Origin of the sequence: Liquorilactobacillus sucicola DSM 21376 = JCM 15457, assembly GCF_000612445.1 — a bacterium.
Lineage (GTDB): Bacteria > Bacillota > Bacilli > Lactobacillales > Lactobacillaceae > Liquorilactobacillus > Liquorilactobacillus sucicola.
In genome coordinates, this window is the sequence record NZ_BALC01000002.1 from 381,234 (window position 1) to 406,626 (window position 25,393).

Consider the following 25,393-nt stretch of genomic DNA (forward strand, 5'->3'; position numbering starts at 1 on the left):
AAAAGTTGGTGTCTTGAGCTTGAAAACGCTATACTTAGCCTATAAAGCGAAGGAGGTGCAGCCATGAGATTATTCAATCCCTATTTTTTTAAATATGTCCCGGCTAGTCATCGCGATCCAGAACTTAACGCTGCGTATAAGGTCGGAATAGGAAGCGAATTGGATTATACTTGTCAAAAAGTCCAGCTTCTCTACAAAGGCAAGATTCAACCAAGAACTATCCCTAGTTTTATTTTCGTAGATGAAGAGTTATCTTCTGATAAAGCGGATTTTAAACGCATTAGTGAAGCTATGGAAGATGTGTGGGAAAAATACTTGGATACCCCAGCTGATCTGAGGGATAAAGTAAGAGATATTGATTTAACAAAAAATAAAATAAAAAAGCAATTGGGAACGGATTATTATCCAGATGAAACATAGTATCTAAAACAACAAACGGGTTTGATATGAGCGATCGCTGAGCATTCAGTGTTTTGATTCGTGAAACACATTTATACGGAATAAAAAGAGAGCTAGATCGAAAAAATTAACTTTTGATCTGTCCTCTTATTTTTTGTACATAATTATTTTCATGAAAATTAAACTGATTTATGATGATAATCTTTCTTGCGATAGAATAACAGACTTGAAAATCCCGCTAGAATGATGAAAGGTACAGCTTGATGATAAGGTTTCATGAATGCTTTTTTTAATTGATAGTTGCCTTCTCGTTTGATGTCTTTTGCCATTCGTTTGATTAGCTGTTCTTGACGCAGACTATCTTGCTTGACCTTAGCGTATACTGCTGCGTAGATTTTTTGCTTCGTTGATGAAGGAAGTGCTGAACTGTTAGAAATATGCAGCAAGTTTCGTTGGTACTTTGTTTTGGCGCTTTCTTTAATACGGTCAGAAGAAATTGTCCGTGAGTGATGTGCCTTAGCAGCTCTGCCATTCTTGATAGATTTTCTAATACTTTCTTTAAAAGAACTTTGGGATGCGGATGGTAGAGCAGAGGCTGTAATGTGATTATCAGCGTCTTTGAGCAAGGCTGCCTTAGCTGTTTTTAAATTAGCAGTTAAGGCGGAAACAAAAATAGCTACTGCTAGAAGAGTGCCAATTTGTCTAAAAAGTCCTAAAACACTTTGGGATGCTGTCAAAAGCTCACCCGTGAATTTAGATGCTCCTAGGACAACGATCGGTCCGGCTATTATGCCATATCCGCCTCCTATTAAGATGAAGCTGATCACCAGCTGGCTGTAATAGGCCGGATCAACAAAAGATAATACTATATAACCAGCGCTCATTAACAGGAAACCTAGCAGCATCATTAAACGCGGCCCAGTTGTTTCGATCATGCGGCCACCGATAGGAGATAAAAGGAAGATCATTAAGGATGCTGGCGTGATCATCAACGCTGCCATCAATTCGCTTTTACCAAGCACAGTTGTAAAAAAGGTAGGCATGATGACCATAACTGCTACTAGAAAAACGCCGCTTAAAATCATGGCAAGCGACGCACCAACGAATTGACGGTCTTTAAACAAAACGAGCGGAATCATAGGAGCATGGCTATGCTTTTCAATAACAATGAATAGGCCAAGGGAAAGAAGTGCAGTTGCTGCAAATATAATGATTGGGAAGCTGCGCCAGCCCCAATCATTTCCTTTGATTAATATCAGTGTTAAGGAAAACAACATAAGCATCGATAGCAGCATGCCAGTAAGATCAATTTTAGCTTTTATAGTTTTTTCATTTTTAAGTGGCAGGAAAGAAGCGGCAGGATAATTGCTAGAGCGATCAGGGGCAGGTTAATCAAGAAAATATAGCGCCAGCCTAGGTATTGTGTAATAATGCCACCGATAGTCGGACCGAGTGCTGCAGCCAGTCCTTGGGTTATTCCTAGAACCGTCAATACTGTCTTTCGATTTTCAATATTTACCGATGAGATCCCAATGGTCATGCTGGCGGGGAAAATAATTGCTGCACCGAGGCTTTGGATACCGCGTGCGGCGATCAAACAGCCTGCGTTTGGTGCACTTCCGGAGAATAACGAACCAAGTAAGAAGGCAGTCAAACCGATAAGGTAGACCTTGTTTTTACCTAGAAGGTCTGCTATTCTTGCGCAGGGAATTGTGAAGACGGCAAATGTGATTGTATAAATATTGAGAGCCCATGAAAGATTTTCTAAACTGACATTTAGTCCTGTTTGAATTTTGGGCAATGCGATATTCATGATGGTTGTGTCCAGCATACATAGAAAAATACCGATCGCCATTGCAAAGGTGATTATTTTTTGTTTCTTATCCATAATAGATGCTCCTTGTCTTATTGTTTTTTGCTTGTTTTACACGATAGCATGGGGTACTCTTTGTTTATAGATTTCGTTTACAGAAAGGGCGTTTTTGTTAACTATGTCACCGCAAGAAATGAAAAACAAAAAGCTGATTGATATTTTTCAAGCATTCATTAATTTGCTGCAGGTCAAAAACAGTGAGACCATCACGATCACTGAGCTCACACAAAAAGCAGGGGTTTCAAGAACATATTATTACAAGCACTTCACGACTTTTGATGATATAATCAGTGAATTTGAGATGCTGAGTATTATTAAGTATATTCGGCAGTTGCCTAATCAGGCTAAATTGAACTTTTCAACATTGATGGAACATTACTTTCAGTTGGCATTGAGTAACATTGATTCACAGTTGACGTTATTGCGATCCGGCAAGGAGCAGGTTATGATAAAATCATTTGTGACTACTTATCAGTATCTTCTGCAAAACGACATGTTAATTAAATTCTCAAAAAACGGACGCTCAGAGGATAAATATTGGGCGGATTTTATTGCAGGAGCAGTTGTTAATACATCACTTGGCTGGTTGAAACGCGGAGCAACTGAAACACCGAGGTATATGGGAGAAAAAATGGCTTCCTTTTTAGAACTGAATTGAACAGTTAAGTGATATTCTTGGAGAGTAAAATGCATATTAAGAAGTTCAAGCGAAACCTGCACGACTAAAAAAGAGATTGTCGAAAATCACTGGCGATTTTCGACAATCTCTTTTATTTTGACACCATGTTTGATTTTATATTTGTACGAATCAAAGCGGTGTAATAGCTATCTGCTGATATATTATTCTTGTGAAAGTTTTGTTATTTTTTATAGGCGTACTTGTAGTTCCACTGAGCGCCTGCTGTATTGTGAATGATACCCTTGATGTCATTCTTTTGCAGATAAGCAGTAACTTGTTGGTAAACAGGTGTCATCCCTTGTTCGCTGTTAAGGAGACGAGCTGCTTGTACCAAATCACTCCAACGTTTGTGTTGATCATTGGCATCATCGTTCTGTGCCCGCCTAATAAGTTCGTCATACTTGGCGCTAGAATACTTGCCATAGTTATAAGCTGTATTGGATTCAGGAATCTGCAGGAAAGTAATCGGATCATTGAAATCTCCACCCCAGCCAGAAAGGAAGATATCAAAGTTGCCTTGCAGAGCATTTTGCTGTGCATTCTTGCCAGGAATACTATTAACTTTGATATTTAGGCCAGGTAAAACCTTGGCGTACGTTGATTGCAAGTATTGAGCAATCACGCTGCCATTTGAATCATCATTTGAAGCTAGTAGCGAAAGGTCTAATTTCTTTTGACCAATTTCCTTTAAACCTTGGGTCCAATGCTGTTTAGCAAGCTTAGTATCGCGTTTGACTGTATTTTTGACGAATTGCTGATCGGCAAAGTCCTTACCTGTCTGCGGATCACTTGCTAGATCAGAAGCGACAAACCCTTTAGGTGTCTGCGAACCGTTTCCAAGAATCTTCTGAATCAGAACATCGCGATCAATGGCTAAGGACAATGCCAGACGAATGTTCTGATTATTGAATGCTGCACGTTTGACTGGATCGCTGTCTTTAAAATTGTATTGCAGGTAAGAAACATATGAATATGGGTACTGCTTGAATTGTGAACTGTGCTTGAAATTCTTGACCTGTTGACCCGCGAGCGGTGTTAGGTCAAGTTTTCCTTGCTGGTAGAGCTCTTGCCCGGTAGTTGGGCTTTCGACAACTAAGTAGTTGATCTCACGCAGCTTAACGACTTTCTTATCCCAGTATTGATTGTTTTTGACGAATTGCCACTTGTTGCCGGTTCCGTTCCATTTTTTGATCTTGAATGGGCCTGAGTAGACCATGTACTGTGATTTTGTTGCATATTTCTTACCATATTTTTCAACCACTTTTTGATTTTGTGGTCCAAATAATGGGTAGGCCATTAGAACTTTAAAGTAGGCAATTGGTTTATCAAGTTTGATCACGACAGTTTTGCTGTCGGGAGCAGATATGCCAACTGAACTTGGAGCCTTCTTACCAGCACTAATATCATCTGCGTTCTGTATCCCGCTGAACAAGTAAGCGTATGTTGATTTTGTTTTAGGTGTTAGTGTTCGACGCCAAGAATAAACAAAATCACGAGCGGTGATCTTGTCACCATTACTCCATTTAGCGTTCCTCAGCTTGAAGGTCCATGTCTTGCCATCCTTTGAAACTGAACTGCTTTTTGCCAGTCCTGGTGAGACTTTACCATTTTTGCCGAGACGATAGAAACTCTCGAAGACATTGCCAGTTTGACCGTAGCCGCTTGCTTTTGAGATATCGATTGTATCAAGCGGGGCAGTGGCACTTAGATTCAAAACCTGTTTTTTGTCGTTTGAATTGCTTTCTGCTGATTTTCCACAAGCTGTGAGTGTCAAAACTAAAGCACTCAGAGCAAGCAATGATAATGCTGCTTTTAGTTTGCGCATGATGCTTCCCCCTAGAAAATTTTAGATAACTTGTAATTAATATTTGGTTTAATTAATGCTGTTATTTTAGTTGCTTCACATCCTTTGACGATAAGCTTGCAGTTAAAAAAGCTCTCATCCTTGTACATCAAACTCGATGTACAGGGACGAAAGCTTTTCGCGGTACCACCCATGTTTGCAGGCTGCCGGCCTGCATCTCTAGAGCACACAAAGAAGTATGCTGCAGATTATATCGTATCTTCACGGGGTGCCGCAATTCTTGCTGTCACCCTAAACTCCAAGGCCATCTTCGGTCATTTTTCTGCTGCGTTCTCACACTATCAACGCTCGCTTAGAGCTTAATCAATGACGTACTCTTCTCTTCATCGTTTTATTTTATTGGCTTATGCTATTAAATCTACTCATTTTCGTGTTAATTGTCAACAATTTATTAATTTTTTTCTGATATATAGTAAATAAAATATTTAAAATGTTAAAAAGACATAAATATAGTTAAGAAAGTATGACACTTGTACCATAGCTTAGAGAGTTAAGGTGAAGTTAAAATGTTCGTGCTAGTATAGGTACAGATTGAAGCTTAATTAAAATGAAGAGGGGGAGATTCTCATGGCAGAGATTGAACGTTGGGTACCATTTGTTTTAAACATGACCGGTTTGGCTGTCGCTATTAAAGTAGGTATTTCTAGGTTGACTGAAAAAAATGTCTGGAAAATTTTGACAGTCGTTTCTCTAGGTATGTATCTGTTAGTGGTTGGCTACCTCGTTTTTTCACCAACTCCCGATTCATATCGCGCGGTACCAGCGTCATTATTCAGGTTTGGGTCGATCCCTATCAATCTCGTTCCTTTCAGGTACATTGATACGGGATTCTTCTTGAACATTCTAATGACGGTTCCGTTGGGTGGATATTTGTTTTTGATTAAGCATTTGAAGTTTAAACAGGTGCTGCTATTCGGCGTAGGTGTAGGAACTGCGATTGAATTCAGCCAACTTGTTTATGACCTTTTATTCCAGATCTCACGCTGGATCGATATCAACGATGTTATTACGAATGCTCTAGGAGTAGTAGTTGGATATGTATTAGTTTCGTTATTGAAAAAATCAGCAATAAAAAATATTGTTCAGTTGTTTGAGTATTCGAGCCAAACTAAACGCTTAAAAGAGAAGAGACATAGATGAGGCAAGTGTAATTCGAATTTTACAGTTTCAGAACGCTGTTAAAAAGAGTATGTGTGCTAATAAATTGGAAAAGTTTGAATGTCAACTGACCACAAGCTCTTTGCAATGGTCAGCGTGAGAGTAGCCGTGGAATTCCGACTTACAAAGTACGCTTATATTAAGTAAAAAAAGAGCCTAGCTCAAAACTTTACTTTCGATCCAAGCTCAATGTATTTTTAATACAGCATATTATCTGACCAACTTGCCATTAGGGAAGTGCGAGATAGGTGCAAGAATAGAAAAATCAGTACCAAATCTTTTCAAGGAATTATAATTGGCAGTCAAATCATTAAAAAGAAGGTAGCGCATGTGATCGTGCAGGTCATGATTGTGCATATAATGCGGTCTATTGAACTGAGCTAAAACTTCTTTTTCACGTGTATCGGGTGAAACAATATAAAGCATAATGTTGCGCTTATTGATCTGGTATAAATCATCCATGCGGTTCATGCCAGACATGATTGAAGTTGATTTCTCAACTTCAAAAGCAGCAATTGGCTCATCATCTCTTGAAAACCAGATAACGTCGATGAGGGAGACTGTTTCTTTTAAGTGTCGGTCAGCTATCTGCTGAATTGATTGCGGTAGGACAGGAAGAGAATAATCACCCAGTCGTTTACCCTCGAAACGTCTATTGTGGTCATTTATTGCGATCCAAGACTTATAGCCAATATTGTTTCCAATGTCTGCGAGCATGTATTGAATCTGATAGTGAATATTTTTAGCAAGCTTGCTATTTTCTACTGAACGCAGTCTTTTTTGCGTTTTACTGGTACTTACTTGAACGTATTTTTCCGCGTTTTCGGGGATGACGTAGTTGAGTTTGCCGATATCAAAAAGAAATGCAGAAACCGCACCGAGATCTTTTGAAAATAACCCGCCTAACTGATTGAGCTCAATGATGCCATCACGCAGCTTGAAGTAATGATCCCAGCGACCAAGTCGGATATTTGAATTGGTCAGTAAATTGTATCCTTCGACGATTTTGGTGTTGAAAGGACAGAAGATCGTCGGCTCAAGAAAGTAGAGAATATTTGCAACTGCGGGTCCGAGACCTTTGATTTTTGCCTCGGCCAGCTTATTGACAGCCAACAACATTTTCAGTTCATTTTTGGTATTGAGAATTGCATTCAAACACTCAGCGAAAAGTAATTGATTTTTTCGGTTTTCATAGATATCCGGTATTCTTAGTTTGGGTTTCCACATAAATGCATGTTTGGCGCCCTTAAAGATTTCATGTTGCGAGGCAATAATATTCATCACTGTTTCAAGCGCGGAACCATGAAGATCGCGTGGGAAAGTTCCATCTTGGATCGTGGAAACGATCTTTTGGGTACCTTTCCGAACACCATTAAAAGCTTTTAAACGTTCTTCACTATGTATGATCCATGTTTGGTACAGAAGTTCATTGTTTTGCATATATTGCGAAAAGATGTCAGTGAGATATGTTGAATCTACCATTAAAATTTCCTTTCTTCTGAATGGCACAGTCAGATGCGTTATTTTTGTACGCTTAAAGTATACTCTAGAATTGTCTGTGATAATAATGTTTGGTTTAAAACTAACAAAAAAAACTCTGCAAAACATGTGGTCGCTGCTGCATGTTTTGCAGAGTTATTTAGAGTAATCAATGATCTCAGTACCGGATTGCGACTAGGTGCAATCTAATGAAAGATATTCATTAAAACTGTACCGGCGAGCAAAGAAAACACAACATAGATGAGTGCTGCTGCAATTGTTTTGCTTGTCTCTTTTTTTGAATTTTGTTTATTCATTTTTACCTCCGTTCAGATCAGACAGCTGGCGCTGTGTGAGTAAGCTTGACCCTATTCAGCAATAAAGAGCTTGCAACAACTGAAATGGAACTCAGTGCCATGAAGACACCCGCTAACTCTGGACTCAGTATCAACCCAAGACCAGAGAAGAGACCGGCAGCGACAGGGATTCCAAGTGTATTGTAGATAAAAGCCCAGAAGAGGTTTAACTTAATGCGATTGAAAGTTTTTTGACTCAATTCAAGGGCACGTACAACATCCAACAGGTCATTTTTAACAAGGACGATGCCACCTGATTCGATTGCAATATCAGTTCCAGAACCCATGGCGATCCCCACGTTGGCAGTTGTCAGGGCAGGAGCATCGTTAATTCCATCGCCGACGAATGCTAAGGGGGCTTGTTGCTGTAATTCCTTAACCTTATCAGCTTTGTCGCCAGGCAAAACATCTGCTATCACTTCATCAATGCCAACGTGATCCGCAATAGCGCGTGCAACGTGCTTGTTGTCGCCAGTCAACATGACAGTTCGCAGGCCGCGTTTTTTCAGAGCAGCAATTGCTGCAGCTGAACTCTTTTTCGGTGTATCTTGAACAGCGATCAATCCGATAATCTTATCATCAAAACCAACTATCACGACAGTTTTTGCCTCATTTTGCAACTGGACCATTTTAGCGGCAGTTTGATCATCAAGCTGATAATCTGTGAGCAGCCGTTGGTTGCCAATGAAGGCTTTTTTATTACTGATTTGAGCTTGAATACCTTTGCCTTCGATCGCAGTGAAGTTTTGCGCTTCATGCGCCACGATACCTGCTTCTTTGGCTTTATTCAAGATGGCAGCTGCGAGGGGATGTTCTGAGGTAGCTTCAAGGTTGACCGCGACTTCAAGGACTTTCTGTTGGTCACCGATAATGTCTGTAACTCTCGGCTTGCCGACTGTAATCGTGCCTGTTTTATCGAATACAACCGTTTTGATACTGTTGGCAGCCTCAAGAATCTCACCGTTTTTGATTAAAATACCCATTTTGGCACTGCGGCCAGTTCCAACCATCAAAGCTGTAGGCGTTGCAATTCCAAGGGCACAAGGGCAGGCAATGATAATGACAGAAACGGCAAAGAGCATTGCGTTGACAAGACTTGCTCCTAGTAGGGTGTACCAGACAACAAAAGTCAAAATAGCAACGATGATGACAATAGGGACAAAAATATCGGCAATCTTATCAACCGTTTTTTGAATAGGAGCATGACTGGTCTGCGCTTTTTTAACCAATTCGACGATTTGCGCAAGCAGTGTATCGTTGCCGACCTTAGAGGCTTTGAACATAAACGTTCCAGTGTTATTGATAGTTGAACCGATAACAGCATCACCTGTTTTTTTGGCGACAGGAATGCTTTCCCCGGTAACCATTGATTCATCAATGGTAGAACTGCCTTCGGTGATGATCCCGTCAACAGCTACTTTCTGACCAGGTTTGACACGGATAAGATCGCCAACTTCAACTTTCGTTAAGGGGATCTTCATCATTTTACCGTCACGCAGGACTAAGGCATCTTTGGCTTGAAGATCCATTAGTTTCTCAACAGCACCGGAGGCCGCATGTTTCATCTTCTCTTCAAAAACTTGGCCTAATAGAACGAATGTAATGACAAAAGCTGCACTTTCATAGAAAACCGGTTGATGTGTCAGCATTGCATAGATACTGTAAAAATAGGCTGTGAATGTCCCAATTGCGACCAGAGTGTCCATATTGGCATGGTGATTAAGAAATGAAGCCCACGCACTCTGCAGAAACTGGCGGCCGGAGATAACCATAACAGCAGTCGTGAGCAGGAACATTGTCCACATTCCTCCGGGAAGATCATAACCGAATGGCATGATTATCATCCCGATAAACATCGGAAACGAGACGATCAATGAAAAGACAAATCGGTTTTTGATGTTCATTATTTGATCACTACTTTCCCGTGAAACATGTTCATCCCACAGCTGAACTGGTGTTCACCGGGGATTCTAGTGTCGATTGTGAAGACTTTTTCTTGGTTGAGCGGCAGTTTCTCCTTGATTCCAAAGTCGGGAAGAACTACCGTGTCCAAACAACCTTTTTCGCTGATTCTTTTAAAACTCAGATGAGCAGGCACGCCTTTCTTCAAGACTACGGTTGCAGGCTGGTAGCCGCCATCGACGATTACGCTTGCATCTTGAATCTTTTTTGTCATTCTTAACGCCTCCTTGATATTTATTAAGATAGCAACCTGTTATTTTATTTGACGATTACTTTGCCATGGAACATGTTCATCCCACAGGCGTAGTCGAACTCACCTGCCTTAGTCGTGTCGATCTTGATAACATGATCCTGATTTTGTGGCAGAAACTCACTGATGCCGAAGTCAGGGAAGACAACCTGCTCTAAGCAGCTCGATGGATCTTTGCGGTTGAAAGTGATTTTAGCTGGAACATTTTTTTTCAAGACGACGGTGCTGGGGGTGTAACCGCCATTTACCACGACTTTCACATTCTGACTGTTGCCATCCCTTTCAGCAGTTACTTCTTTACTTTGATGTCTGCCGAAGAACCACCAGACAATAAACCCGATTGCTAAAACCGCGATTACTGCTATTAATAATTTATCCATAAGCTTTGTTCCTTCTTTCTAAGTTTCAAATGTTTTAACAGCTTTTTTTATGCATAGTGCAATCTTCATCAGTTGGAAGACAGTCGCAGTTGATTGAAACAGGAGCAGTTTTCAATTTTTCACTTAACAGTAATTGCATACGCTCAATATCAGCACGACTAAGAGTTAAGTCAGACAAAAGATTTATGATAACGCCGCCTTTTTTCATATTGCAAAGATGGTCAAAAAGTTCAGAAGCAACCTTATTCATGGCATCTGATTCAGTTACAGTTGGACGATAAAAAAAACGACGGCCATCCTTAATTGTCTGCAGCATTTTTTTATCGACCAAGCGGCCGAGCAGAGTTTTGATTGTTGATTCCGACCACTCACGCTTTAATTGCATTAAGCGAATGACTTCTGTGCTGCTGGCGCCTTGCTTAGTCCAGATTATGCGCATCACTTCCCACTCAGAAGGTGACATTAGAGTTGCATTGCCCTTTTCCAAATTCACACGCCCCCTTTCGTTTACACTTGTAATCTACACTTATAGTGTAGCGTTTTTGTCTACAATTGTCAACGTAAAGGGGAACTAGTACTATAAGAGAAGAATTATGTTGTGGGAAGAGGAGAAATATGGAATAATCAAAAAATAGCATAATTGTTGGGGGAGAAAAAATGATAATAAAAAGGCACTTTTTATTGGTGATTTTATTGGCAGGAATATTCTGTTTACTAAACGACAGCCATGTTGAAGCAGCAAAAAAATATGCACATAAGAGTGATTATGCCGTTGTGTATGATGCACATAACAAGAAGGTTGCAACTATCACTACGAAGAAGAACATCGAATATTTATCTGATTTAGTCGGTGATCTTAGTGGGGATGAGAAGGGCATCAACCGCAAAGCTCCAGAGGACGCAAAGATCAGCTATTGGTATGAGTTAAGGCAGGTCAAACCAAAATATAAAATCAAGCTGTATGTTTATTCGAATACTAAGTATGTCAAAATAAAAAATCTTCCGCTTATCGAACATGGCACGTGGAAGATCAAGCAAAGTGATTTCGACAAACTCAATAAACCAACAAGCTTTGATTGAATAGTAAAAATAACCATAATATTGAATGTACGAGTAATGAATATAGCTTGCCTTGTAAAATAAGGTTAGACAGAATAGGGGGTGATCAAAAGTAAAATCTTGATCACTCCCTTATTTTTAAAGTTGCACATGTGCAGATTGGGGCTGGGTCGAAAGTTAAATTTCAACTTGGCTCCTCTATTATTTCGTATGAACTCGTTCTGCAAGTCGCAAATCTCCGTTTAATTCAAATTACTCACGGCAAAGTACTTGCTATGTTCCATATTCGTGTTAATTACTTAAGTATTATCGACTTTGTACAGCCTTAAGAAAACACATTAATTTGTTTAACGACTTGTATTTTTAAATTAATTTAGAGAATAACGTTTAAAAATTTTTATTAAGACCAATAAACCGATTGGAACAACTGAGTATAGTCCGACAAGCCCACCTACTTGGTAGATTTGCTGCACATGCCAGCTTTGACCTGCTAAATCAGTTGTTTTTTGCGAAAATGGTGTGTTCAATGCTTTCAACAATAATAAAATTACCCATGAGTAATAAACTAGGACCATTTGAATCCAATAACTACGGTTTTCGATGATTTTGGAAGACTTTTCTTTTTGGAAATACTTGATATAAACAGAGAATATAAAAAGAATTGAAAAGACGCATAGGAACCAGCCTAGGTAATTAGTAAATGGTACTCCGAAGTAAGCACCACCATCTTTCCACCGCCAAGCATGACTTACAGTTGAGCTCCAAGGATCAATTACCATATCCCACATAACCATTATGAAAGAAGCAACAAGTGGTTGAACAACTAGAGCATGCTTGCCACCGCTGTGATGGTCAATGAGCGGTTCGCTTAGATTCCAAGCAATAAACGCCATTTGAAAATAGGCGATATTAATAAACAAGGGTGTATATATTAATTTTGGACCCAAAGCAGACGTATAGTAATAATGTCCAAAAGGGAAACCAGTTGCAATACTGAGGTTTTCATAAAAGTTTCCAAATACAAAGGCGATAGCCACGAAGAGAAGAATTCCTCGCCAACCATAGCGCCGTTTTCCTTGAAGCAGGGCAAAGATGACTGCTAGTAATGTTAATAAGGATGCGCCGCTTGTGGCGAGAACGCCTTTAGTACTGCTTCCCGTAATGATGGCACTAATTAAAATTAGAATTACTAACAACCACGTACTTGAGAGATACTTGTGTTGAGACTGGATCATGAGATCAACCTTCCTTTTGCTTGTAGTTTATATATGCTAAACTAATTTCAAGTTACATATGACTATTATGTTACATATGTAACTCTTCGATAGAGAATACATGCTTTACCTACTATCGTCAACGGCAATACTGCAACAATGGACAAATGGAAGGGAGATGTCGCATCTTGCTGTCTGATAAGTTAAACCCACAGGTTCGTCGTACTCACGAGTGGACCTTTGAAGCACTTATGCTCCTATTGCAAGAAAAAGAATTTGATAAGATCACTATCAAGGAAATAACTAATAAAGCTGGGATCGCACGGCAGACTTTTTATCGTAATTACAGTGATAAGAATGATATTGTACAAAAATATATTGATATTATTTTCATGGATTTTGTGAAACAGCTTGATGGAAAAACCAAATCGCTAGACATGTGTTTATGTTATTTTAAGACGCTGAAAAATTATCAGCACTCGCTTATTGAGTTGACACAGTTTTATGATTCAGAAGTAATCTATAAAACTTTCAGCAAATATTTAGATGTTTTTATAGGTTTCTTGAAGCAAAAAGAATGTGCTGCAAAAGAGCAGCAACAACCAGACTATCTAAAAAGGTATCAGATTATGTATCAGGTCGGAGGAGCTATTTTTATAACTGCTGAATGGGTCAAGGAAAAAATGGAGGTATCTGTTGATAAGATGGCTAGTACATTGGAGGTCATCAGTAGTTCGAATTACTTCTATGATGCAGAAAATAACTTTAATCTTCCATAAGTGTAATCGCTTGCATTTTAGTGAAGATACTATATAATACAGAGTGTAAGGGGTTATAGCAAACGCTATAATCGAAAGCTTGACATCATGCTTGCATGGTAGTTAGGCAAAAGAAGCTGTCGCAGGGCAGTTAGAAAAGAGGTTAGAGTTTGGCTATCCCTTATGCAACAGCAGTCCAGCGAGATAATTAATAAAATTGATGATGATTTTGAAGAGATTTAAGGTTGTTAAAGATTGAGTTAGTTAGATCGGAAGAGAAAAAGGAAAGTGTGAAGAGCTTAAACTTTATCTTGCTGGACTGTTTTTTTGTGTGCAGATTCGATGTTAAAATAATCAAGGGGAACTGCGTAGAATAAGTTGGTATAGAGCCCTTTTAATAACACACTACCAACATAGCTTTCATAGCTTTTTATGTGCTGCCTTTTGTCCTTTTCTCCCACCGCGTAGTTTACTAATAGACCACTTGCGAAAGCCTTCACCTCCATCTAACTTCGCTCGTTATTCAACTATTCATTATTTATTTGATATTTAGAAATAATGACAAGAAGTAAATTCATGGGAGCTAGTTTAAAAGTTAATTTTTAAACTAGCTCTTTTGTTATTCTGTATAGATGTGTTTTCATTTATAAAAATGAATTCATTTTTTGAGTCTTGACCTAAAAAGAAGGTACATGATAAATCCGAAAGATAGTCCTTCAACTGCGGTTAAACCAATGTTACTTAACGAGGTTAGGGCTGTTAAAAAGTTTCCATTGCCAGTGACTAAGTTATCCAAAGCATCCAAAAAAAGCATCGCCACTCCAAAGTACACACCTAAAATTATGCTTTTTATTGCATATTTCTTTTTCATCTTGGGATAGTCTGTTTTGTCGGCATCAACGATAGTTAACTTTTTTTGTCTTAAGAACAAGCTGCTCAAAAGCATGGCTGCAAAAAAGATAACCATATTGCCGATGATTAGGAAATTAAAAGCCGTTTGTAAATTCTGAGCATACAGTATCAAAGCGATAAAACTTGAGATCAAGAGGTACCAGCAGAGGATAATAAAGCCTATATTACCGAACTTATTGAGTTGTGATTTTTTATATTCATCTAAAACTCCGTCTATTCCGTAAAAATATTTTAATAACTTATTAATGATTTTTTCTTTACTCATTATCTGATTCCTCCCAAAAAAGTGTATTCAAGTCAGTATTCAGTATTTTGGCAATTTTTATACATAATGCAAGTGATGGATTGTATTTATTGTTTTCAATTAAACCAATAGTTTGGCGTGCCACGCCGACTTTTTTAGCAAGCTCAAGTTGTGATAGTCCTGTTGCTATGCGATAATTTTTAACTTTGTTCATGAGCAGTCCTTTCTCAATGTTAGATATATATGACATATTCAAAATATCATTGCCTTTTTTGTTTGTCAAATATATATTGCATCGTGAAGAATACTACTTTAATGAAGGTGAATTAAAAGGTACTTAGTTTGCTTGTTTCGGATGAACTTGTTCACAAAAGCCCAAAATTTTCACTTAACTTTGAAAGTTGTGCATAGCAGAGAACTTATTATGGTTGCACTGTGTGTTGGCATTAAAAGATTCCTTACTCTATTTGGGTGTTGCCGCACCATCATAGTTGCTAATCTCTTAAAAAAGAACACACGTTCGATATTTTGTGTTAATATATAGACAAAACTTGCGGAAGTGATAATTATGTTTATAGATGATGAGCCGCGCGGTGTTTTCTTTTTAATCGACAACAAGTCATTTTATGCCAGCTGTGAGGCGATTCAGCGCGGCTATAACCCGCTCAAAGTTCCATTAGTGGTACTCAGCGAGGCCCGAAATACGAATGGCGGTCTTATCTTAGCGACTTCGCCAGAAGCTAAGCGTCTGTTTCATCTCACGGCTAATGTTTCCCGCAAACGTGATTTGCCGCGTGATCCACGCTTGCAAGTAGTGCCGCCACGGATGAATCTATACATTCAACGTAATGTTCAAATCAATAATATCTTTACCCGTTTTGCCGCGGAAGATGATGTCTGGCCATATTCTATTGACGAGAGCATTCTTGATATGACGCATTCTTGGCGATTATTTGGCAATTCACCGCGTGAAGTTGCACGTTTGATTCAAAAAACGGTGCGGCAAGAGCTGGGCTTGTATACGACCGTGGGGATCGGTGACAATCCAGTACAAGCAAAGATTGCATTGGATGTTTATGCTAAACACATGCACGATCTGATAGATGAAATCCATTACGAAACGATCTCTGAAAAGATTTGGACGATCAATGAGCTGACGGAAGTCTGGGGGATCGGCAAACGTACTGCCAAACACCTCAGACGTCTTAAGATTCATAACATGTATGAACTTGCCCATACCAATCCATACTTATTGAAACAGAAAATGGGTGTCATTGGGACACAGTTGTTTGCGACTGCGTGGGGTGTCGATCGTTCACGTTTGAGTTACAAACCGATTACCAAGTCTGCTAGCATCGGTAATTCACAGGTGCTGCCGCGTGATTATCAAAAGCAGATTGAGATTGAAACAGTAATCAAGGAAATCGGCGAGCAAGTCGCTGCACGGCTCAGACACCATAATAAGTTGACTAAGTGTTTATCTCTAGATATCGGCTTTTCGTACGCAGCTACAGATGAAGACGGACGTGACGGCTTTCACCATGCGTTAAGCATCGATCCAACCAATAATGATCACGAAATCACCAGACAACTTCTTTTTTTGTTTAGAAAGAACTGGGAAGGGCAAGCAGTTAGAAATATTGCGGTGTACAGCAGCAGATTAATTGCCAATACAGGGCAACAACTTGACTTGTTTTCAAGCTTGGATCGTCAAGCCAAAAACGAGAAGCTAAGTTATGTGATTGACGAAATACACAAACGTTTTGGCTTTACAAAACTTGTTTACGCAACGAGTCTGACAAAAGGTGGGACAGCTATTGAGCGGGCAAAATTAGTAGGTGGACATAATGGAGGAAACAGTTATGAGTAAAGATTTGGAAGTTATTTATAGCCGTACTGAATTGTTGTTCAAGCGAATCAGCCGCACACAGTACTGGATCCAAGTTGCTAACGATCCCTATGATCGCAGTTATAATTTCTTCTTCAACAGTCAGCGCAAGGGCGAACGGTTAAAGTCGGTTCCCTTGCATAGGGTCGATAATTACGACCTTAAATATTTGGAGCAGCTTATCGCAGAATTGAGGAAGAAAACCAGTCTAACTATTAGATTTATTGGGTTTACTACTCTGAGGTGGCCTAAAACACAAAAATTGATTCAATGGAAGCGTGATAAGCTTGAATAATAAGGACTTTGACATGAAAATAGTTGATAATTTTTTTAAAAATGATTACTACGACCGTGGAATGGTCAAGTGGCAAGGATTCTATTTATCGGATCACACGGCCGCTTTGAATAAGGAGGATGCTGCTCTCAAACAGAAGTTCCAATATAGGCCGCAGCAAACATTAGAAACGATCACGACTATTCTAGCGGCTGCTTATAGCAGGCAGCATGAAGTTACGATTCAACTGAATCAGTTGGACTGCAACCATATAAATACGCCGGTCATAACCACACTTATTCATGGCTACAATGCTAATGATATCGTGATTGATTTCAAAAAGTTCATTCAGATCGATGATATCCGTAATATTGAGTTTACTTAGAAGATGGTGTGTGTCAATAAGCATTAGTTTTTGAGCATTGACTGCAGATTATGAACATGATCTGATTCTGACTAGGGGTAATCTTGCGGTCAAATGAAAAACTAGCTCAAAATTTAATTTTTGGTCCAACCTGCTGAATCCTGGCAAATAAATTTAGACTAATAAATGAATTATCAGAATTATAATTGGATATTTTTCCTTTTTAAGATGCTTTTCTGCTAAAATTGAATTAATATAGTATAAATACGAATATGCCCTTGATTTTTGGACGTATTTTTAATACAACTTAATTAATGCAAAAAAAGCGAGGTCAAAAAGATGAGTGAAAAATTAAGAGTTGGTATTTTAGGTGCCACCGGGATGGTGGGACAGCGTTACATTACGCTGTTGGCAGATCACCCATGGTTTGAAGTGGTTTTAGTCGCAGCTAGTCCGCGCAGTGCAGGTAAGACATATGAACAGGCTGTTGCTGGGCGCTGGAAACTGGAAGATCCTGTTCCGGATGCAGTTAAAGATTTGGTTGTTTTGGACGTTAACCAAGTCAGCGAGATTGCAGCCCAGGTTGATTTCGTCTTTTCTGCTGTTAGCATGTCCAAAGACGAGATTAAAAAGATCGAAGAGGAATACGCTAAGGCAGAGATACCAGTTGTTTCTAACAATAGCGCGCATCGTTGGACACCCGATGTGCCGATGATCGTTCCGGAAATCAATCCGGATCATTCCGATGTTATTAAGTATCAGCAGGAACGACTAGGGACAAGTCGCGGTTTTATTGCTGTGAAGCCTAACTGTTCGATTCAAAGCTATGCGCCTGCATTGTCAGCATGGAAGAAGTTCGAGCCGACACAAGTAATTGCAACGACTTATCAGGCCATTTCCGGTGCGGGGAAAAACTTTGATGACGCGCCAGAGATCTTGAATAATGTGATTCCGTATATTGGTGGTGAGGAAGAAAAGTCTGAAAGAGAACCGATGAAGATCTGGGGGAAAGTCGATCCCCAAAAGAAGGAGATCGTCCCAGCTGCTTCACCTGTAATTACCAGTCAATGCCTGCGTGTACCTGTGTTATACGGACATACGGCGGCTGTCTTTGTTAATTTTGAAGAACAGCCAAGCAAGGAAGAATTGATTCAAGCACTTGAAAGTTACAGCGGTGTTCCACAAGAATTGAAGCTGCCAAGTGCGCCGAAACAGTTCATTCAGTATTTAACAGAAGATGACCGGCCGCAAGTTCGTTACGATGTCAATTTCGAACACGGAATGGGTATTTCGATTGGACGTTTGCGTCCTGATAAGATTTTTGATTGGAAGTTCGTTGGTTTGTCACATAATACTGCTCGTGGAGCTGCCGGTGGAGCGATTTTATGTGCTGAACTATTGAAGGCACAAGTATATTACTACTAAATAATTAATTTTTTAAAGGGAAATATACCAGCGAACGATGATTTTTGCGCATTGAGTGTGTGAATTATGCGGGACTATGTAATTCATGCTTGCCCGATGGCAAAAGTGTACTAACGTGCATACCGCAATTAAGACAAGAAAACTCAAGGGATGATTGGACAGTAGAGCTTGATGCTGACCTGCGCCCTGTAGACTCTCAGAATTAAATCTGAGGGTCTATTTATTTTTGCCGTAAGCATGGAGCACAACCACTTTTTTGCGAACTCAATGTTGACCTAATACATACTTACTTCGGGCTACTAACAAAAATTAACCGTTAAGCAGCCCTTTATGCTATAATACATCGTGTGCGATATATAATTGCGAAACAGAGAGGAAAACTATTATGGCAGATTATCAATATGATGTAATTTTTGTTGGGAGCGGCCATGCGAATTGGCATGCCGCTGTGACGCTACGGCAAGCAGGAAAGCGGGTCGCTGTTGTCGAGGAGGATCTTGTTGCTGGAACTTGTACGAATTATGGTTGTAATGCCAAGATTTTGTTGGATGGGCCAGCAGCAGTTTTAAATCAGGTTCACGCATATCAAAAAGAAGATATTATTACAGGAGACTTAAAGATCAATTGGCCTGATTTAATGAAGTATAAGCACCATGTGATCGATCCGCTGCATGTGCATTTGGCACAGATGTTTAACGCGGCGGGAATTGATCTGCTTAAAGGACACGGTCATTTGGCGGATGCACACACAGTTCATGTGGCAGGGAAAGAATACTCTAGTGAATATCTGGTCTTGGGAACTGGTCAGCGGCCGGCAAAATTAAATATTCCTGGTAAAACTTATTTGCATGACAGTCGTGATTTCCTAAGCCTGCCGGAATTGCCGGCTCACATTACTTTTATCGGAGCTGGAATCGTTTCTTTGGAATTTGCTGATTTGGCTCGTATAGCTGGCGCTGAAGTTACTGTGATTGAATTTGCGGAGCGGCCATTGAGAGCTTACTATGACCAATACGTTGATAAGGTTATCAACGTGCTGAAAGATGCAGGAATTGATTTTCATTTTAAGGAAGCTGTTGATTCGGTGCAGGCGCTTGAGCAAGGATACCTTGTCAGGACAGCATCTGGTTTGACTGTCGAGACAGATTATGTAGTTGATGCGACAGGGCGTGTTCCTAACGTTGAAGATTTAGGCTTGGATGAAGTCGGTGTCTCCTATAATCGGCGTGGCATTGAAGTCGACAATCATTTGAGGACTTCTCAGAAAAATATTTTTGCCAGTGGGGATGTGTTGGATAAGCAGATTCCACGTTTGACACCGACAGCGACCTTTGAATCAAACTATATTGCTGCTCAGATCCTAGGCCTTGATGCTGGAGCGATCAATTACCCAGTCGTTCCCTCAATTGTGTTCACTTTGCCGCGTTTGGCAGAGACTGGTGTTACTGTCGCAGAAGCCGAAGCAGATGCGGCACAGTACCGAGTTGAACGCATCACTTACGGGCGCAATATGCTTTTTCAAACCAAAAATGAACCAGAAGCTGAACTAACGATCATCATTGACAGCAAAAATAAGTTAGTTGGTGCAGCCATTTATGGTGATGATGCCCCTGATTTAATCAACATCTTGTCATTGATTATTAATCAGCATCTATCTGCTGAAGAACTTAGTCAGATGATTTTTGCATTCCCAAGCGCGTCGATTGGAGTTCTAAGTTTGATAATGGCAGCGATGCGGAAATAAAAAGATGACTTTAAATGAACTTAAAGAGTTGCTCAAAAGATACAGGCAAGCTTGTCTTTTTGGAGTTGCTTATCAGTTCTAATCAATGGATAATACAGAACATACCTAATACTTTTTCCATACACTACCACCTTATTAGGTATGTTGATAATCTTTCTCAAGGAGCTGTGCCAAAAGTTAAATTTTGACACAGCCCCTCTTTTATTCCGTATAAACGTGTTCCATAAGTCAAAATTCTCCGTCTAACTTCGAATTTTCCCGACTTTGTACTGCTTTATTGCTTTTTGGATAGTAAGTGTCTATTTGGAGTTGTAACTGAACAGAAGCTGTAATAAAAATAAATTGGACGTGCTTAAGATGGTTTCCTTTCACACTATTTAAAAGCATATTCGATTATCATGTGTGCAGACTAGGTTATGATAACGCCTAGTCATTTTTATTTTCACAATGCAGCATTTTTAATGCTAAAAACAAGTATCACAGAAATACGATAACAAAAATGCGCGGGCGAGAAGTCTGAGAAGAATAGATTGTCTTCGTCCTTGGTGGCAATTATATGTTTTTGATCCGTTAGTAAAAACGAGTGTGCCATAAGTCGGTAAAGCTGAGTACTAACATGAGATTATGAACATAACATGTTGTTTTGTTACGTGTAATCTGCAGTTAATGCTCAAAACTCAAGACTTATGGCACACTCCCAAGTGAACTGAAAGCAGCTGTTATTTTGTCCTATCTGAACTAAGCACAGGCCGTACTAACATTCCTAATAAGAGAATTCCGATGACACTGACGATTGTACCAGCAAGAAACTGCCAGCCAAGAAAATACCCAGAGCTGTTGTTGCAAAAAGTCCAAAAATAGTCAACAAAATACCTAGTTTCTGGGTCAAATTAAGACGTGTAAAATCGCGGTAAAAACCGACTTCTAATAGTAAAACACCAATGACGGCAATTGTTCCAAAAAGAATATGACCAAAAATCATGTATTTTCCCCCTAGTAAGAATTTTAATTGTGCACAAAGTATAGCAATTTTAAAATAATTACGTCAAGCAATCCTATCAAAAAGGCTGGTTATAGGGGAAAAAGGGGAACTCTTTTTGATTTGCTAGCTAAATCATATCAGCAAGTGTAATCGCTTGCATTTTAGTGAAGATACTATATAATACAGAGTGTAAGGGGTTATAGCAAACGCTATAATCGAAAGCTTGACATCATGCTTGCATGGTAGTTAGGCAAAAGAAGCTGTCGCGAGGCAGTTAGAAAAGAGGTTAGAGTTTGACTATCCCTTATGTAACAGCAGTCCAGCGAGATAATTAATAAAATTGTTGATGATTTTAAAGAGATTTAAGGTTGTTAAAGATTGAGTTAGTTAGATCGGAAGAGAAAAAGGAAAGTGTGAAGAGCTTAAACTTTATCTTGCTGGACTGTTTTTTTGTGCGATGAATTGTCGAATAAAAGTATTTCTGCCATACGATACCCAAAAGTACACTCTCCTGTTGTACAAGCAAACAACCCTTATACAAATCCATGATATTGGCAGGTTAAATGCATTACAAAATAGTTTTTCCCCCTGAACATCATGATGTAATACTACTTGAATATGCAGGGGCTTTCGGTACTCCATTAGGGAATTGACTGTTTCAGTGATTATTATGTGCAGCGGACAGTTTAAAATAGATGGAGAATTTTGACTTACGGAACACGCTTATAGGAAATGGATAGAGGAGAGGCTGTGACATAAGTCTCTCTGTTTTGTGTGCGAATGGGTAAAATTTTGCTTGTGACAAACACGTCTTTAATGCACAAAAAAACAGGATATCAAAGGATCAAAGTCGATCATTGACATTCTGCTTCATTACAAACTCTTTAATTGTATATTATATATTGGCTTGAAGAATTTCTCTTCCATGTGAACCATCGTCAGCGGCTATTAAACTTACTTCCTTATACTCACCGCTATTTGTTACGATCACGAATGTTGATGTGTCATAACCAGCCTCTTCTATCCCGTTGAGATCAAATTGAATTAAGAGCTGTCCGGCTTTAACAGTCTCGCCTTGTTTGACTTTGGCGAAGAAATGTTTTCCATTCAGTTTTACCGTATCAATGCCGATATGAATTAGTAGCTCTGTACCATTTTTTGAGGTAATACCAATTGCATGATTTGTTTTGAATAACATAGTAATAGTACCATCGAATGGTGCATAAACTTTGCCATTTGTTGGGTAGATAACCATTCCTTGGCCCATTGAACCAGATGCAAATGCTGGATCATTAGCTTCCGCAATATCGGCAACATGTCCGTCTAAAGGTTGCAGCACGACTTCATTTGATAGTTCCTTTGCATTTCCAACTTGGTCGGTGCTGACTTTAGTGCTTTCGACTTCATCGATACCGATTACCAAAGTAACAATCAGCGCAACTGCGAAACAAATAACTAAGCCGATTATATAAGAGACGAAGGTACTGCCGACAAAGGCTGGTAAGGTTGTTAAACCACCGAAAACAAATGCAAAGGCTTTAACATGCAGGCCTCCGATGAACGCACCACCAACTGCACCGCCAATAACAGCTCCGATTAGAGGTTTTTTGTACTTAACACCAATACCATAAATAGCAGGTTCTGTGATACCAGCGAAGAAGATAGAGAGCAATGCAGATATTGAATAGGCTTTCATTTTAGTGTCCTTGGTTCTGAAAAATGTGCGAGAGTAGCTCCAGCCATTCCGAAGTTAGCGGCTGCAGTCAAAGGAACGATAAAGTCATAACCTAACTTACTAATGTTCTGGATCATTACGGGGTTGACAGCCCATTGTAACCCGAAAATCACAAACAGGTTCCAAGCTCCGCCGACAATCGCACCAGCAATCCAACCATTTGAGTTCATCAAGATATTAATTCCATTGGAGATCCATTCGCCTAAGTAGACACCGAAAGGTCCAAACGCCCCTGCTGTTAACGGAACCATGATAAACAGTGATAGTAGGGGGACAAAAAGCAATTGCAAGCTTTCAGGTATATATCTTTTGAGATAACGTTCAACATAAGAAAGACACCAGATAGATAAAATTGCAGGAATTACAGTTGAGGTGTAGGACATCGTTACAATCGGGATACCAAAGAAATGAGTGATGACACCGTTACCATGATTTCCCATGATTTGGGTGAATTCAGGCATAATTAAGGCACCCATCACGGCAGCAGCAACATATTTGTTAACCTTAAATTTTTCTGCGGAGGTAATTGCTAGAAGAACTGGTAGAAAGTAGAAAACAGCGGTTGAAGCTGCTGTCAGTATATGATAAGTTCCTGATGATTCTGGCAGCCAACCAATTTGGTTTAATAAGAGAACGACACCTCGCAGTACACCTGAACCTGCAAGCAAGGGAAGCAGGGGGGTAAAGATACCTGCTACAACATCTAAAAAGCCTGATATCAGGCCATGCTGATTTTTTTCGTGGTCGTCATTTTGATCTGTTTCCTGATTTAATTGTGTTCCAGCAAGTAATTGATCATATACGTCAGCTACAGCTGGACCAATGATTACTTGAAATTGGCCTCCATTTTCAACAACACTGATTACACCGTTTAAATCTTCGATTTCAGCTTTATTCTTGTTTGCAATCTGATCATCTTTTAATAACATTCTTAACCGTGTAGCACAGTGAGATATACCTTGGATATTTTTTTCGCCACCAACTAAGTCTAATATTTTTTTGCCAAGTGGTTTCTCATTGTTCATAAGTGATCACCCTTTCATCGATTTGAGCAAACGATTTCTCAAAACAAGTCTAGCATGTGATCATATTTACGTCAATATAATATTTTTGGGGTTTAAAAAACTTGAATTAAGGTATTTGACGAGATAAAAAATAGATGCTATAGTTTTATTTGAGCAAACGATTTCTCAAATATAGAATTTAAGAGGTTGATGAAAATGGAGCGTTTAATTTGTCCTTCACTAATGTGTGCAGATTTCGCAAATATCAAAGTTGAGCTTCAGAACTTAGAAAGGGCCCATGTGGATGTTTTTCATATGGACGTTATGGATGGTAATTTCGTTCCAAACATGGCACTGGGATTGGAAGACTACCAAACTGTCAGAAAATTATCCTCTGTTCCAATGGATGTTCACTTGATGGTTCAAGATCCACGAAGATTTATTCATATGTTTTATAATGCTGGTGCTGATATTATTTATATCCATCCCGAAGCAGATCAGGTACCCACTAGCACTTTGCTAGAAATTAAGGAGTTGGGAATGCACCCAGGGATTGCAATTAATCCAGGCACTTCGATTGAGTCAATTAAGGAGCTTTTGCCATTAGTTGATTATGTATTGGTCATGACTGTAAACCCTGGATTCGCTGGACAGAAATTCTTGGATTTTGTAATTCCAAAAATTAAGAGATTAGCTGATCAAAAGGACAAAGATTCTTTTAAATTAATGGTTGATGGTGCAATCTCACCGTCAAAAATTGAGCAACTGTCTAATTTAGGTGTTGATGGTTTTATTGTTGGAACTTCTTCTTTGTTTGGAAAAAATAAATCCTACAAAGATATTGTTAGTGAATTAAAGGGGGAATAAAGTGATGGGAAAAACAAAAATTGCTTTTGGATCTGATCATGTTGGTTTGGAATTAAAGCCAACAATTATGGAATATGTGCAATCTCTCGGTTATGAAGTTCATGATTTTGGCGCATATACAGATGAACGTACTGATTATCCGATTTATGGGAAAAAAGTGGGACAGGAGGTTGCGTCTGGCAAATATGATTTGGGAATTGTTATTTGCGGAACGGGGATCGGAATATCTCTTTCTGCAAATAAAGTACCTGGTATTCGTGCGGCAAGTGTGAGTGAACCATACTCAGCACAATTGTCACGGCGGCATAACAATTCGAATGTTCTTGCATTAGGTTCAAGGGTCGTTGGATCAGAGCTCGCGAAGATGATTGTCAAAGCTTGGCTTGATGCTGAATTTGAAGGCGGACGGCATCAACGCAGAATTGACGAATTAGCTGCAGAAGATGAGCACAACGAGCAAAAATTTGATAGAATTGTACACGATGACAGTGGTAAATATTCTGATCAAAATTAATTTAGGCTT

At 39.4% G+C, this 25,393-nt stretch carries 27 protein-coding genes and 1 other annotated feature; of the genes, 12 read left to right on the forward strand and 15 right to left on the reverse strand.

Going from position 1 to position 25,393, the window contains the following annotated elements:
- Positions 1 to 63 precede the first annotated feature (63 nt).
- Positions 64 to 420 carry a hypothetical protein gene (locus JCM15457_RS05065; protein ID WP_034988249.1) on the forward strand — a complete coding sequence of 119 codons (357 nt, stop codon included), beginning with the start codon at positions 64 to 66 and terminating at the stop codon, positions 418 to 420.
- 158 nt (positions 421 to 578) lie between these two features.
- Here the strand turns inward: JCM15457_RS05065 and JCM15457_RS12365 are convergent, their stop codons facing one another.
- Together JCM15457_RS12365 and JCM15457_RS12370 are read right to left on the reverse strand one after the other, a co-directional pair.
- Positions 579 to 1,682, reverse strand: a complete 1,104-nt coding sequence (locus tag JCM15457_RS12365) for an MFS transporter (protein ID WP_235725580.1) — start codon at positions 1,680 to 1,682, stop codon at positions 579 to 581.
- 35 nt (positions 1,683 to 1,717) lie between these two features.
- The gene (locus JCM15457_RS12370) at positions 1,718 to 2,287 is read right to left on the reverse strand and encodes an MFS transporter (RefSeq protein WP_235725581.1); all 570 of its coding nucleotides are present in this window, start codon (positions 2,285 to 2,287) and stop codon (positions 1,718 to 1,720) included.
- A 103-nt stretch (positions 2,288 to 2,390) separates the two neighbouring features.
- Here JCM15457_RS12370 and JCM15457_RS05075 point away from each other — a divergent pair, with 103 nt between their 5' ends.
- On the forward strand, positions 2,391 to 2,930 hold the full coding sequence (locus JCM15457_RS05075) for a TetR/AcrR family transcriptional regulator (protein ID WP_034988348.1): 540 nt from the start codon (positions 2,391 to 2,393) through the stop codon (positions 2,928 to 2,930).
- Between the two features lie 202 nt (positions 2,931 to 3,132).
- Here JCM15457_RS05075 and JCM15457_RS05080 read toward each other — a convergent pair whose 3' ends face one another.
- The gene (locus JCM15457_RS05080; protein ID WP_034988250.1) at positions 3,133 to 4,776 is read right to left on the reverse strand and encodes a peptide ABC transporter substrate-binding protein; all 1,644 of its coding nucleotides are present in this window, start codon (positions 4,774 to 4,776) and stop codon (positions 3,133 to 3,135) included.
- 139 nt (positions 4,777 to 4,915) lie between these two features.
- Positions 4,916 to 5,151, reverse strand: a binding site (T-box leader).
- A gap of 231 nt (positions 5,152 to 5,382) precedes the next feature.
- On the opposite strand from JCM15457_RS05080, the gene JCM15457_RS05085 reads away from it, so the two are divergent.
- Positions 5,383 to 5,955 carry a VanZ family protein gene (locus JCM15457_RS05085; RefSeq protein ID WP_051993294.1) on the forward strand — a complete coding sequence of 191 codons (573 nt, stop codon included), beginning with the start codon at positions 5,383 to 5,385 and terminating at the stop codon, positions 5,953 to 5,955.
- Positions 5,956 to 6,183: 228 nt separating this feature from the next.
- Here JCM15457_RS05085 and JCM15457_RS05090 read toward each other — a convergent pair whose 3' ends face one another.
- From JCM15457_RS05090 to JCM15457_RS05110, 5 genes are all read right to left on the reverse strand, one after another.
- A complete protein-coding gene (locus JCM15457_RS05090; protein WP_500778393.1) occupies positions 6,184 to 7,455 on the reverse strand; it encodes a type II restriction enzyme NmeDI-related protein in 1,272 nt (423 codons plus the stop codon).
- A 331-nt stretch (positions 7,456 to 7,786) separates the two neighbouring features.
- A complete protein-coding gene (locus JCM15457_RS05095; protein WP_034988251.1) occupies positions 7,787 to 9,712 on the reverse strand; it encodes a copper-translocating P-type ATPase in 1,926 nt (641 codons plus the stop codon).
- Positions 9,712 to 9,984, reverse strand: coding sequence for a cupredoxin domain-containing protein (locus tag JCM15457_RS05100; protein WP_034988252.1), 273 nt, complete (start codon positions 9,982 to 9,984; stop codon positions 9,712 to 9,714). The genes JCM15457_RS05095 and JCM15457_RS05100 overlap by 1 nt, the downstream gene beginning before the upstream one ends.
- A gap of 44 nt (positions 9,985 to 10,028) precedes the next feature.
- Entirely contained in the window at positions 10,029 to 10,400 is a 372-nt protein-coding gene (locus tag JCM15457_RS05105; protein WP_034988253.1) for a cupredoxin domain-containing protein, read from the reverse strand.
- Between the two features lie 34 nt (positions 10,401 to 10,434).
- The gene (locus JCM15457_RS05110) at positions 10,435 to 10,863 is read right to left on the reverse strand and encodes a CopY/TcrY family copper transport repressor (RefSeq protein ID WP_034988351.1); all 429 of its coding nucleotides are present in this window, start codon (positions 10,861 to 10,863) and stop codon (positions 10,435 to 10,437) included.
- A 194-nt stretch (positions 10,864 to 11,057) separates the two neighbouring features.
- Here JCM15457_RS05110 and JCM15457_RS05115 point away from each other — a divergent pair, with 194 nt between their 5' ends.
- Positions 11,058 to 11,480: a hypothetical protein gene (locus JCM15457_RS05115; RefSeq protein ID WP_034988254.1), complete on the forward strand. Its 423-nt coding sequence runs from the start codon at positions 11,058 to 11,060 to the stop codon at positions 11,478 to 11,480.
- Positions 11,481 to 11,827: 347 nt separating this feature from the next.
- Here the strand turns inward: JCM15457_RS05115 and JCM15457_RS05120 are convergent, their stop codons facing one another.
- Positions 11,828 to 12,694, reverse strand: a complete 867-nt coding sequence (locus tag JCM15457_RS05120) for a carotenoid biosynthesis protein (protein WP_034988255.1) — start codon at positions 12,692 to 12,694, stop codon at positions 11,828 to 11,830.
- Between the two features lie 167 nt (positions 12,695 to 12,861).
- Here JCM15457_RS05120 and JCM15457_RS11655 point away from each other — a divergent pair, with 167 nt between their 5' ends.
- Positions 12,862 to 13,452, forward strand: coding sequence for a TetR/AcrR family transcriptional regulator (locus JCM15457_RS11655; RefSeq protein WP_051993295.1), 591 nt, complete (start codon positions 12,862 to 12,864; stop codon positions 13,450 to 13,452).
- 278 nt (positions 13,453 to 13,730) lie between these two features.
- Here the strand turns inward: JCM15457_RS11655 and JCM15457_RS05130 are convergent, their stop codons facing one another.
- The 3 genes from JCM15457_RS05130 to JCM15457_RS05140 form a co-directional block, all read right to left on the reverse strand.
- Positions 13,731 to 13,937: a hypothetical protein gene (locus JCM15457_RS05130; protein WP_034988256.1), complete on the reverse strand. Its 207-nt coding sequence runs from the start codon at positions 13,935 to 13,937 to the stop codon at positions 13,731 to 13,733.
- A 152-nt stretch (positions 13,938 to 14,089) separates the two neighbouring features.
- Entirely contained in the window at positions 14,090 to 14,608 is a 519-nt protein-coding gene (locus tag JCM15457_RS05135; RefSeq protein WP_034988257.1) for a DUF3278 domain-containing protein, read from the reverse strand.
- Positions 14,601 to 14,801: a helix-turn-helix transcriptional regulator gene (locus tag JCM15457_RS05140; RefSeq protein WP_034988258.1), complete on the reverse strand. Its 201-nt coding sequence runs from the start codon at positions 14,799 to 14,801 to the stop codon at positions 14,601 to 14,603. The genes JCM15457_RS05135 and JCM15457_RS05140 overlap by 8 nt, the downstream gene beginning before the upstream one ends.
- A gap of 354 nt (positions 14,802 to 15,155) precedes the next feature.
- Between JCM15457_RS05140 and JCM15457_RS05145 the strand changes: the two genes are divergently transcribed.
- The 5 genes from JCM15457_RS05145 to JCM15457_RS05165 all read left to right on the forward strand — a co-directional run bounded on the left by JCM15457_RS05145 (position 15,156) and on the right by JCM15457_RS05165 (position 20,282).
- Positions 15,156 to 16,457, forward strand: coding sequence for a Y-family DNA polymerase (locus JCM15457_RS05145; RefSeq protein ID WP_034988259.1), 1,302 nt, complete (start codon positions 15,156 to 15,158; stop codon positions 16,455 to 16,457).
- A complete protein-coding gene (locus tag JCM15457_RS05150; protein ID WP_034988260.1) occupies positions 16,450 to 16,770 on the forward strand; it encodes a hypothetical protein in 321 nt (106 codons plus the stop codon). Before JCM15457_RS05145 ends, JCM15457_RS05150 begins: the two co-directional genes overlap by 8 nt.
- The gene (locus tag JCM15457_RS05155) at positions 16,763 to 17,134 is read left to right on the forward strand and encodes a hypothetical protein (RefSeq protein WP_034988261.1); all 372 of its coding nucleotides are present in this window, start codon (positions 16,763 to 16,765) and stop codon (positions 17,132 to 17,134) included. The genes JCM15457_RS05150 and JCM15457_RS05155 overlap by 8 nt, the downstream gene beginning before the upstream one ends.
- A gap of 318 nt (positions 17,135 to 17,452) precedes the next feature.
- Positions 17,453 to 18,538 carry an aspartate-semialdehyde dehydrogenase gene (gene asd, locus JCM15457_RS05160; protein ID WP_034988262.1) on the forward strand — a complete coding sequence of 362 codons (1,086 nt, stop codon included), beginning with the start codon at positions 17,453 to 17,455 and terminating at the stop codon, positions 18,536 to 18,538.
- A gap of 385 nt (positions 18,539 to 18,923) precedes the next feature.
- Positions 18,924 to 20,282 (forward strand): dihydrolipoyl dehydrogenase family protein, encoded by a 1,359-nt coding sequence (locus tag JCM15457_RS05165; protein ID WP_034988263.1) that lies wholly within the window; start codon positions 18,924 to 18,926, stop codon positions 20,280 to 20,282.
- Between the two features lie 763 nt (positions 20,283 to 21,045).
- On the opposite strand, the gene JCM15457_RS05170 is transcribed toward JCM15457_RS05165, so the two are convergent.
- The 3 genes from JCM15457_RS05170 to JCM15457_RS11665 form a co-directional block, all read right to left on the reverse strand.
- On the reverse strand, positions 21,046 to 21,264 hold the full coding sequence (locus tag JCM15457_RS05170) for a hypothetical protein (protein ID WP_235725582.1): 219 nt from the start codon (positions 21,262 to 21,264) through the stop codon (positions 21,046 to 21,048).
- 895 nt (positions 21,265 to 22,159) lie between these two features.
- A complete protein-coding gene (locus JCM15457_RS11660; protein ID WP_051993296.1) occupies positions 22,160 to 22,960 on the reverse strand; it encodes a glucose PTS transporter subunit IIA in 801 nt (266 codons plus the stop codon).
- Positions 22,957 to 24,024 carry a PTS transporter subunit EIIC gene (locus JCM15457_RS11665; RefSeq protein ID WP_051993297.1) on the reverse strand — a complete coding sequence of 356 codons (1,068 nt, stop codon included), beginning with the start codon at positions 24,022 to 24,024 and terminating at the stop codon, positions 22,957 to 22,959. The genes JCM15457_RS11660 and JCM15457_RS11665 overlap by 4 nt, the downstream gene beginning before the upstream one ends.
- Positions 24,025 to 24,219: 195 nt before the next feature.
- On the opposite strand from JCM15457_RS11665, the gene rpe reads away from it, so the two are divergent.
- On the forward strand, positions 24,220 to 24,870 hold the full coding sequence (rpe, locus tag JCM15457_RS05180; protein WP_034988264.1) for a ribulose-phosphate 3-epimerase: 651 nt from the start codon (positions 24,220 to 24,222) through the stop codon (positions 24,868 to 24,870).
- A gap of 4 nt (positions 24,871 to 24,874) precedes the next feature.
- Positions 24,875 to 25,384 (forward strand): ribose 5-phosphate isomerase B, encoded by a 510-nt coding sequence (gene rpiB, locus JCM15457_RS05185; protein WP_034988265.1) that lies wholly within the window; start codon positions 24,875 to 24,877, stop codon positions 25,382 to 25,384.
- Positions 25,385 to 25,393: the final 9 nt, after the last annotated feature.

Bases quoted from the DNA above. Each gene is read 5' to 3' on its own strand.
- JCM15457_RS05065 (WP_034988249.1), top strand. From the start codon at position 64: ATGAGATTATTCAATCCCTATTTTTTTAAATATGTCCCGGCTAGTCAT.
- JCM15457_RS12365 (WP_235725580.1), bottom strand. From the start codon at position 1,682: ATGCTTATGTTGTTTTCCTTAACACTGATATTAATCAAAGGAAATGAT.
- JCM15457_RS12370 (WP_235725581.1), bottom strand. From the start codon at position 2,287: ATGGATAAGAAACAAAAAATAATCACCTTTGCAATGGCGATCGGTATT.
- JCM15457_RS05075 (WP_034988348.1), top strand. From the start codon at position 2,391: ATGTCACCGCAAGAAATGAAAAACAAAAAGCTGATTGATATTTTTCAA.
- JCM15457_RS05080 (WP_034988250.1), bottom strand. From the start codon at position 4,776: ATGCGCAAACTAAAAGCAGCATTATCATTGCTTGCTCTGAGTGCTTTA.
- JCM15457_RS05085 (WP_051993294.1), top strand. From the start codon at position 5,383: ATGGCAGAGATTGAACGTTGGGTACCATTTGTTTTAAACATGACCGGT.
- JCM15457_RS05090 (WP_500778393.1), bottom strand. From the start codon at position 7,455: ATGGTAGATTCAACATATCTCACTGACATCTTTTCGCAATATATGCAA.
- JCM15457_RS05095 (WP_034988251.1), bottom strand. From the start codon at position 9,712: ATGAACATCAAAAACCGATTTGTCTTTTCATTGATCGTCTCGTTTCCG.
- JCM15457_RS05100 (WP_034988252.1), bottom strand. From the start codon at position 9,984: ATGACAAAAAAGATTCAAGATGCAAGCGTAATCGTCGATGGCGGCTAC.
- JCM15457_RS05105 (WP_034988253.1), bottom strand. From the start codon at position 10,400: ATGGATAAATTATTAATAGCAGTAATCGCGGTTTTAGCAATCGGGTTT.
- JCM15457_RS05110 (WP_034988351.1), bottom strand. From the start codon at position 10,863: ATGTCACCTTCTGAGTGGGAAGTGATGCGCATAATCTGGACTAAGCAA.
- JCM15457_RS05115 (WP_034988254.1), top strand. From the start codon at position 11,058: ATGATAATAAAAAGGCACTTTTTATTGGTGATTTTATTGGCAGGAATA.
- JCM15457_RS05120 (WP_034988255.1), bottom strand. From the start codon at position 12,694: ATGATCCAGTCTCAACACAAGTATCTCTCAAGTACGTGGTTGTTAGTA.
- JCM15457_RS05130 (WP_034988256.1), bottom strand. From the start codon at position 13,937: ATGGAGGTGAAGGCTTTCGCAAGTGGTCTATTAGTAAACTACGCGGTG.
- JCM15457_RS05135 (WP_034988257.1), bottom strand. From the start codon at position 14,608: ATGAGTAAAGAAAAAATCATTAATAAGTTATTAAAATATTTTTACGGA.
- JCM15457_RS05140 (WP_034988258.1), bottom strand. From the start codon at position 14,801: ATGAACAAAGTTAAAAATTATCGCATAGCAACAGGACTATCACAACTT.
- JCM15457_RS05145 (WP_034988259.1), top strand. From the start codon at position 15,156: ATGTTTATAGATGATGAGCCGCGCGGTGTTTTCTTTTTAATCGACAAC.
- JCM15457_RS05150 (WP_034988260.1), top strand. From the start codon at position 16,450: ATGAGTAAAGATTTGGAAGTTATTTATAGCCGTACTGAATTGTTGTTC.
- asd (WP_034988262.1), top strand. From the start codon at position 17,453: ATGAGTGAAAAATTAAGAGTTGGTATTTTAGGTGCCACCGGGATGGTG.
- JCM15457_RS05165 (WP_034988263.1), top strand. From the start codon at position 18,924: ATGGCAGATTATCAATATGATGTAATTTTTGTTGGGAGCGGCCATGCG.
- JCM15457_RS05170 (WP_235725582.1), bottom strand. From the start codon at position 21,264: ATGATTTTTGGTCATATTCTTTTTGGAACAATTGCCGTCATTGGTGTT.
- JCM15457_RS11660 (WP_051993296.1), bottom strand. From the start codon at position 22,960: ATGAAAGCCTATTCAATATCTGCATTGCTCTCTATCTTCTTCGCTGGT.
- JCM15457_RS11665 (WP_051993297.1), bottom strand. From the start codon at position 24,024: ATGAACAATGAGAAACCACTTGGCAAAAAAATATTAGACTTAGTTGGT.
- rpe (WP_034988264.1), top strand. From the start codon at position 24,220: ATGGAGCGTTTAATTTGTCCTTCACTAATGTGTGCAGATTTCGCAAAT.
- rpiB (WP_034988265.1), top strand. From the start codon at position 24,875: ATGGGAAAAACAAAAATTGCTTTTGGATCTGATCATGTTGGTTTGGAA.